This is a genomic window from Segeticoccus sp. (assembly GCF_035708005.1).
Genome location: NZ_DASSTI010000096.1, coordinates 1 through 7,698 on the forward strand (window position 1 = coordinate 1; position 7,698 = coordinate 7,698).

A 7,698-nucleotide genomic window follows, 5' to 3' on the forward strand; every position below is an offset into this window, starting at 1 on the left:
AGGCGTTGATCGGGACCGTCCGCAACGTCGGCTACCGCTTCATCCCGGCCACGCCGCACCCCGCACGACTGACGACCCCGTCGGTGGCGAGTCCGGCCGACTGAACCGGGGGAAACGCCACCGACGGGGTCGTCAGTGCCCACATGGGGGCGGACGCTACTGCTGGGTGATGCGGGTCAGGGGGCCCGGGGTGTAGGGCGAGTGGGCCTCCAGGTAGGTGGCGAAGGCGTCGATGTCCAGGCCGCCGTAGTAGACCGTCTGGGATGCGGCCGCGTCGCCGAGCGTGCCGAACCCGTCCCCGCCGCCGGCGAGGAAGTTGTTCGTCACGATCCGGTAGGTCGCGCCCTCGTCCAACGCCATCCCGTTGACCGTGACGCTCCCCGGGACGACGTGGCGGGTGCCGCCGGCGGAGGACCAGGCGTACTCGATGCCGGCGACCTGCAGGACCTTGGGGTTGCTCGCGCTGTTGACCCCGCTCCACTGCTCCTCGAGCACCTGCAGGATCTCGCTCCCGGTCAGGTCCATCGAGACCAGGTAGTTGTTGAACGGCTGCACCGTGAAGGCGTCCTCGTACGTCACCTCGCCGGCCAGCAGGTCGGCCCGGATGCCGCCGGGGTTCATGAGGGCGACCACCGGCTCCTTGCCGTCGGTCACCACCGATGGGTCGGCGAGCTGGGCGTCGGCGATGAGGTCACCGAGCTGGGACTCCCCGGCCGCGTTCGCCTTCCTCGTCACGTCGGTGCTGAGCGTGCCCAGAACCTTGTTCGCGATCGGCGCGACGAGCTGCTGGTAGCTCTGGATGAGCGTGCTCTCGGCCGCGGAGGGGGCCACGTCCCGCGTGACGACCATGTTCGTGCCCTTCACCGAGGACCGCACGATGTCCTGCGTGCGCCGGTCGTAGGACAGCTCCGTGTCGGTGTAGAGCCGGCCGAAGGAGGAGGCCGAGGTCACCAGCCGCGGCTGCCCGTTCGGGTCCGGCACGTCGCAGACGTAGGGCTGGTGGGTGTGGCCCGAGATGACCAGGTCGATCTGCGGGGACAGGTGCTGCGCGATCGGCAGGATCGGGGAGCTGGGGTCGAGGGCACCGCCCTTGCTGCAGGCCCAGTCGTAGGACGGGTTGGCATCGTGGGTCGCCCCCTGGGGGTCCGTCCACTTCTCCGTGGTCGGGAACCCGCCCTGGTGGATCAGGACGACGATCGCCTTGACGCCCTGCTTCTCGAGCACCGGCACGAGCGCGTTCGCCGTGGCGACCTCGTCGTGGAAGTCGAGTCCGGCGACGCCGGCGGCGGTGACGATGTTGGGCGTGTCCTTCAGCGTCATGCCGATGAAGCCGATCTTGGCGCCGTGCATCTTCTTGACCCAGTAGGCCGGCAGGATGGTCCGCTTCGTGCCCTGGTAGGTGACGTTCGCGGCGAGGAACTGGAAGTTCGCCCCCGGGAAGCTGCCGGTCGGGCAGGAGTTCTGGTTGTTCTGCCCGTCGCCGTCGTCCAGGCAGCCGCCCTTCTGCAGGCGCTGGATCTCCTGGTAGCCCTCGTCGAACTCGTGGTTGCCCACCGCCGTGGCGTCCAGGCCCAGCTTGTTCATCGCGAGGATGGTCGGCTCGTCGTGGAAGGCCGCCGACAGCAGCGGGGAGGCACCGACGATGTCGCCCGCCGCGACGGTGACGGTGTTGCGGTGGCCCTTGCGGGCCTGCTTCAGGTGGGTGGCGAGGTAGGCCACCCCGCCGGCATCGACGGTGACGTCCTTCGCCGTGCCGTCGACGAGCTGGTGCCCGGCGACGATCCGGCCGCTGGAGCCGGTCGGGGGTTCGAGGTTCCCGTGGAAGTCGTTGAAGGACAGGATCTGGATGTCCATGGTGGGACCGTTGGCCCGGCCCTTTCCGTGGTCCCCCGTGGGCGCCTTCGCGGCCCCGGGGTGGGCGCTGGCGGGGCCGTCGGGCGCGGCCCACGAGGCGGTGCTGCTGGCAATGAGGCCCGCGGTGGCGGCCACGCTGACCACCACGGCGCCGGTCAGGCGTCGGCTTCGTCTCGACATGGGTGGGTGTCTCCTCCAGGGTGTGACGCGAGCCGGCCGCCGGGCGCCGGGTTGCACCACGGAGGGGCTCGCGATCGGTGAAGGCTAGCGGGACGGTCGCGTCACGCGGAAGGGATGCGGAAGCGGGGGCACGCCACCGGGTCTGGGCGGAAGCTGCAGGCCGCGCGACCTCCCGGTCGGCTCCGTGATGGAATGCCGCCTATGCAGGTGGACGGAGCCGATCGGCTCAACCCCGGGCAGGTGGAGCAGGTCCTGGAGCTGGCCGGCGCAGCAGCGCTGGCCGATCAGGTGCGGCCGCTCTCGGAACAGACGCTGCTCGTGGTGCGCGGCGACGGGCATCCCGGCGTGCGCCACTACCTCGTGGGGGACGACGCGCGGTTGGTCGGCTACGCCCAGCGCACGCCGGGCGAGGGGCCCGACGACCCCTCCTCCGCCGAGGTGGTGGTCGCCCCCGGCGCGCGCCGCCGCGGTGTCGGACGCGCCCTGCTGGACGCCGTGCTCGCCGAGGATCCCCGTGCGCGTGTGTGGGCGCACGGGGACCTGGAGGCCGGACGGGCCCTCGCATCCTCGGCCGGTTTGGAGAGCGTGCGCCAGCTGTGGCAGATGCGTCGCCCCCTGCACGGCGAGTGGACCGAGCTTCCCGCGGTGGAACTGCCGGAGGGCTTCGTGGCGCGTTCCTTCGAGCCCGGCCGGGCCGCCAGCGGCGACGTCGCAGGAGCCGCGAAACGGGCCATCGGGGACTCCGACGAGGATGCCTGGCTGCGGGTGAACGCACGCGCCTTCGCCTCGCACGCCGAGCAGGGCCGCATGACCCGGGCCGACCTCGACCAGCGGATGGCCGAGCCGTGGTTCGACCCCAAGGGGTTCATCCTCGTCGAGGACGTGGCGACGGTGCCGGACCGGCCGACGCTGGCCGCCTTCCACTGGACCAAGGTGGAGCCGCCGGAGGACCCACAGGGGCATCCCACGGCGGGTGAGGTCTACGTGGTCGGCGTGGACCCGGCATACCAGGGTCGGGGCCTGGGCAAGGTGGTGACCGTGCTCGGTCTGCAACACCTGCGCGACCTGGGGCTGGACGAGGCGACGCTCTACGTCGACGGGGACAACGAGGCGGCGCTGGCGACCTACGCGCGGCTCGGGTTCGAGCGGTCCGCGGTGGACGTGATGTACGCGGCGCCGCACGGGAGCGCGTGACACAGTAGGGCCATGAGCCCCAAGGGGGACCCGGCCGCGACGGCGGCGGAGGCCACCGACAGCACGGTGTCGGCGCTGCCGGCGATCTCCAGCGCCCTGCCCCGGTCGCCGGACGGGCGGTTCATGCGGGTGGTGCCCGGGCTGCCGGTGGCACCCGACCTGCCGCCGGACCGCTTCCTGGACCGCGAGATCTCCTGGCTGCAGTTCAACGAGCGGGTGCTGCAGCTGGCGATGGACGACACGGTCCCGCTGCTGGAACGGGCCCGCTACCTGTCGATCTTCGCGAGCAACCTCGACGAGTTCTTCATGGTGCGCGTCGCCGGCCTCAAGCGTCGCATCGCGACCGGGCTGGCCGTGCGGTCGGCCTCCGGGCTGGAGCCGCGGGAGGTGCTCGAGGAGATCTCCCGGGGGGCGCACGAGCTCGCCGACCTGCACGCGCGGGTCTTCCACGGGCAGGTGCGGCCCGCGCTGGACCGCGAGGGCATTGCGATCGTGCGCTGGGAGGACCTCGGCGACGCCGAGCAGGAGGCGCTGCACGCGATGTTCCGCGAGCAGGTCTACCCGGTGTTGACCCCGTTGGCCGTGGACCCCGCGCACCCGTTTCCGTACATCTCCGGGCTCTCCCTCAACCTCGCGGTCCTGTTGGTGCACCCCAAGACCGGCGGCGAGCACTTCGCCCGGGTCAAGGTGCCCCCACTGCTGCCGCGGTTCGTGCGCGTCGCCCCCAGTGCCGTGGCCGAGGACTCCCGCGAGGTCCGGTATGCCGAGCGCTTCGTCCCGCTCGAAGACGTCATCGCCGCGCACCTGGACCAGCTCTTCCCCGGGATGGAGGTGCGCGAGCACTACACCTTCCGGGTGACGCGCAACGAGGACCTCGAGGTCGAGGAGGACGACGTCGAGAACCTCCTGGTGGCGCTCGAGAAGGAGCTGCCCCGGCGGCGGTTCGGGCCGCCGGTGCGGCTCGAGGTCGCAGACGACATCGACGCCCACGTCCTCGACCTGCTCGTGCGGGAGCTGCGGGTGAGCGGTGAGGAGGTCTACCGCATCCCCACGCCGCTGGACCTGCGCGGCCTCGAGCTGCTGGCCGAGCTGGAGCGCTCGGACCTGCACTTCCCGCCGTTCGTGCCCACCACCCACCCGGACCTGTCGCCGGTGGAGCGCGCCGCCCCCAGTGACGTGCTGGACGCGGTGCGGCACAAGGACGTGCTGCTGCACCACCCCTACGACTCGTTCTCGACCTCGGTGCAGGCCTTCCTGGAACAGAGCGCAGCCGACCCTTCGGTCCTGGCCATCAAGATGACCCTCTACCGCACCAGCGGGGACTCGCCGATCGTGGACGCCCTCATTGACGCGGCCGAGGCGGGCAAGCAGGTGCTGGCCGTGGTGGAGATCAAGGCCCGTTTCGACGAGGTCGCCAACATCAGCTGGGCGCGCAAGCTGGAGCAAGCCGGGGTGCACGTCGTCTACGGCATGGTGGGGCTGAAGACCCACGCCAAGCTGTGCCTCGTGGTGCGCCAGGAGGCCGAGGGCCTGCGCCGCTACTGCCACGTCGGCACCGGCAACTACAACCCCAAGACCGCGCGGCTGTACGAGGACCTCGGGCTGCTCACCTGCGACGACCAGGTCGGGGAGGACCTGACCCGGCTGTTCAACCAGCTCTCCGGTGTCGCACCGCGGACCAAGTTCAAGCGGCTGCTGGTCGCACCGCGGTCGGTGCGCAGCGGGCTGGTCGAGCAGATCGACGCCGAGGCCGAGCGCGCCCGCTCCGACGGGAGCGGCTTGGTGCGGTTCAAGGTGAACTCGATCGTCGACGAGCAGGTCATCGACGCCCTCTACCGCGCCGCCCAGGCGGGCGCGCAGGTCGACATCTGGGTGCGCGGGATCTGTGCGCTGCGGCCGGGCGTCCCGGGACTGTCCGAGCGGGTCCGGGTGCACTCGGTGCTCGGCCGCTTCCTGGAACACTCCCGCGTCTTCTACTTCGGTGGTGGCGGGCAGCCCGTGGTCTACCTGGGCAGCGCCGACATGATGCACCGCAACCTCGACCGGCGCGTCGAGACGCTCGTCTCGATCGAGGACCCGACCCACGTCGCTGCGCTGGGCGACCTGCTCGACGCCGGCATGAGTGATCGGATCTCGCGCTGGGAACTCGACGCGCAGGGCCGGTGGACCCGGGAGCACGTCGACAGCAAGGGCCGGCCGCTGCAGGACCTGCAGGTCTCGTTGATCGAGCGCTACGCCAAGCGCCGCCGCAAGGCCCGTCGCCGTCGCGCATGAGCCGGCAGCAGGAGCCCGTGCGCGGGCTCGCCCCCCGAGCCGGCGCCGCCGCCCGCAGGGACCCCCGTGTGGTGCTGGCCGCCGGCGCGGTGCCATGGCGCCGCCGGGAGGGGCGGCTCGAGGTCGCCCTGGTGCACCGACCGCGCTACGACGACTGGTCCTGGCCCAAGGGCAAGCTGGACGCCGGCGAGGACTGGTCCACCGCGGCCGTGCGCGAGGTGCTCGAGGAGACCGGCCTGCAGGTCCGGCTCGGGCGACCTCTGCCCGGGGCCAGTTACCAGGCCGCGCGGCCGAACGGGTGGCGCAGCAAGCAGGTGCGCTACTGGGCCGGCACGGTCACCGGCGGAGACGGCCGGCTCCTGCACGAGGTCGACGAGGTCACCTGGCTCGACGTCGTGGCGGCCACCGCCGCGCTGAGCTACGCCCACGACCGGGAGCAGCTGCAGGCGCTGACCCGGGCCGACCGGGAGGGTGGCCTCGACACCTGGCCGGTGGTCCTGCTGCGACACGCCCACGCGCGGGCCCGTGAGCGCTGGCGTGGCCCGGACCGGGTGCGCCCCCTGACCGGCAAGGGCCGTCGCCGGGCCGAGCGCCTTGCGCCGCTGCTGGGCGCCTTCGGGGTGCAGCAGGTGCTCACCTCCCCCGCGCAGCGGTGCGTCGACACCGTGGTGCCGTTCAGCACCTCCGGCGGGGTCGAGACGGTCCCGGCCGGGGCGCTCGGCGTCGAGCCGGCCGGCGACGGCACGGCCCCGTCGGCCGGTGTGGCGGAGGTGCTGTCGACGGATTGCCTCAGCGCCGTCCTGGCCAACGGCCGGCCCACCGTGCTGTGCACGCACGGCGAGGTGCTTCCAGGTTTGCTGGAGCTGCTCGCCGACCACGCCGACGCCGAGCCGGCGGAGGTGCTGCGGGACGCGCACGGCGACGCCCCGAAGTCGGCCGTGGCCAAGGGTGAGGCGGTCATCGCCCACGTCAGCGGCACCGGGGCGAGCGCACGCGTGGTGGCGGTCGAGCGGCACCAGCCGTGACCGGCATACCGCGTGCGTCAGGTGGCCGCGTGCGTCAGGTGACCGCGTGCAGGATGAAGTAGCCGATCGCGGCGACGATCCCCGCGCCGGGGAAGGTGAAGATCCACGCGGCCACGATGTTGCCGGCCACGCCCCAGCGCACGGCGGAGAGCCGCTTGGTGGCGCCGACGCCCATGATCGAGGCGGTGATCGTGTGCGTGGTGGAGATCGGGGCGTGGAAGCCGATGCCGGCGACGTAGAGGATCGCCGACGCCGTCGTCTCCGCGGCGAAGCCCTGCGGCGGCGTGAGGTGGATGATGCGCCGCCCGAGGGTGCGCATGATGCGCCAGCCACCGGAGTAGGTGCCCGCGGAGATCACCAGCGCCGAGACCACCTTGACCCACCAGGGGATGTGGCTGCCCTCGTGGTAGCCGCCGACGGTCAGCGCGAGCACCACGATGCCCATCGTCTTGGCCGCATCCTGCAGGCCGTGCCCCAGCGCCATCGCTGCCGCGGACAGGGTCTGCGCCGTGCGGAACCCGCGGGAGACCCGGCCGGGGTTGGCCCTCCGGAACAGCCACAGGATCGCGGCCATCACGAGGAAGCCGAGGATGACGCCCATGATCGGCGAGAGCACCATCGGGATGATGATCTTGTCGACGATGCCCCACCACAGGACCGTGGTCCCGGCGGCGAGTGACGCGCCGGCCATCCCCCCGATGAGCGCGTGCGAGGACGAGGAGGGCAGGCCGTACCACCAGGTGAGCAGGTTCCAGCCGATCGCCCCGATCAGTGACCCGGCGACGATCACCAGTCCCTGGTGCCCGTCCGGCGGGTCGATGATGCCCGACCCGACGGTCTTGGCGACGCCCTCGCCGAGGAAGGCGCCGGCGAGGTTGAACGCGGCCGCCATGCCGAGCGCGATCCGCGGGGTCAGGGCGCGGGTCGACACCGAGGTGGCGATGGCGTTGGCGGCGTCGTGGAATCCGTTGGTGTAGTTGAAGCCCATCGCCAGGAGGATGACGAGGGCGACCGGCAGCCAGTCCACGACGGCTCAGGACTCCTTGACGGCGATGCTCTCGACCGTGTTCGCCACGGTCTCGAACGCGTCGGCGGCGGACTCCAGCTCGTCGATCACTTCCTTGAGCTTGAGGATCGCGATCGCGTCGGAGCCGTCGTTGAACATCTCGGC

The 7,698-nt window shown here is 71.9% G+C and carries 5 protein-coding genes; 3 read left to right on the forward strand and 2 right to left on the reverse strand.

Annotated elements, in window-relative coordinates; all coding sequences use genetic code 11:
• Window positions 1–156: 156 nt before the first annotated feature.
• Window positions 157–2,034 carry a bifunctional metallophosphatase/5'-nucleotidase gene (locus VFL99_RS09875; protein WP_325106178.1) on the reverse strand — a complete coding sequence of 626 codons (1,878 nt, stop codon included), beginning with the start codon at window positions 2,032–2,034 and terminating at the stop codon, window positions 157–159.
• A gap of 201 nt (window positions 2,035–2,235) precedes the next feature.
• Here VFL99_RS09875 and mshD point away from each other — a divergent pair, with 201 nt between their 5' ends.
• Genes mshD through VFL99_RS09890 form a run of 3 tightly spaced genes read left to right on the forward strand, consistent with a single transcriptional unit; the run spans window position 2,236 to window position 6,527 of the window.
• The gene (mshD, locus tag VFL99_RS09880) at window positions 2,236–3,228 is read left to right on the forward strand and encodes a mycothiol synthase (RefSeq protein ID WP_325106179.1); all 993 of its coding nucleotides are present in this window, start codon (window positions 2,236–2,238) and stop codon (window positions 3,226–3,228) included.
• Window positions 3,229–3,240: 12 nt separating this feature from the next.
• Window positions 3,241–5,502, forward strand: a complete 2,262-nt coding sequence (locus VFL99_RS09885; RefSeq protein ID WP_325106180.1) for an RNA degradosome polyphosphate kinase — start codon at window positions 3,241–3,243, stop codon at window positions 5,500–5,502.
• Complete coding sequence (locus tag VFL99_RS09890) at window positions 5,499–6,527, forward strand: NUDIX hydrolase (RefSeq protein ID WP_325106181.1); 1,029 nt, start codon at window positions 5,499–5,501, stop codon at window positions 6,525–6,527. The genes VFL99_RS09885 and VFL99_RS09890 overlap by 4 nt, the downstream gene beginning before the upstream one ends.
• Window positions 6,528–6,561: 34 nt before the next feature.
• Here VFL99_RS09890 and VFL99_RS09895 read toward each other — a convergent pair whose 3' ends face one another.
• The gene (locus VFL99_RS09895) at window positions 6,562–7,554 is read right to left on the reverse strand and encodes an inorganic phosphate transporter (RefSeq protein WP_325106182.1); all 993 of its coding nucleotides are present in this window, start codon (window positions 7,552–7,554) and stop codon (window positions 6,562–6,564) included.
• Window positions 7,555–7,698: the final 144 nt, after the last annotated feature.